General features: G+C 50.5%; 1 protein-coding gene. It reads left to right on the top strand.

Annotated features, from left to right (window positions below; genetic code table 11):
* Nucleotides 1-66: 66 nt before the first annotated feature.
* A complete protein-coding gene (locus FS736_RS23710; protein WP_144481548.1) occupies nucleotides 67-255 on the top strand; it encodes a hypothetical protein in 189 nt (62 codons plus the stop codon).
* The last annotated feature ends 26 nt before the right edge of the window (nucleotides 256-281 follow it).

The following is a 281-nucleotide window of genomic DNA, read 5'->3' as shown; positions in this document are numbered from 1 at the left end:
TGTGAGGTGGAGGGTGTTTGATGTGGTGGTGAGTTAGTTTGGGAGAGATTGGTTGTGGGGGGTTGTATGGTGGTTTTAAAGATTAAGGGAAGGATTGAGAGTGGAATGAGGAAAAGGGGGGTAATGAGAAATGTGGGGAGAAGTGGGAGGAGGGTTGGAAGGAAGGCTGGAGGGAATGGGGGAATGATGGTTGGGGTTGTGGTGAGGGTATTGATAAGGGCGAATAGCGTGGCTGTCATGTGCAGAGGAGTTTGAGTGTGGAGAGCAGGCTGAAACGGAAT

It is taken from the genome of Cytobacillus oceanisediminis 2691, assembly GCF_007678455.1.
Classification (GTDB): domain Bacteria; phylum Bacillota; class Bacilli; order Bacillales; family Cytobacillaceae; genus Mesobacillus; species Mesobacillus oceanisediminis_A.
This window is presented reverse-complemented; position numbering and strand designations above follow the sequence as displayed.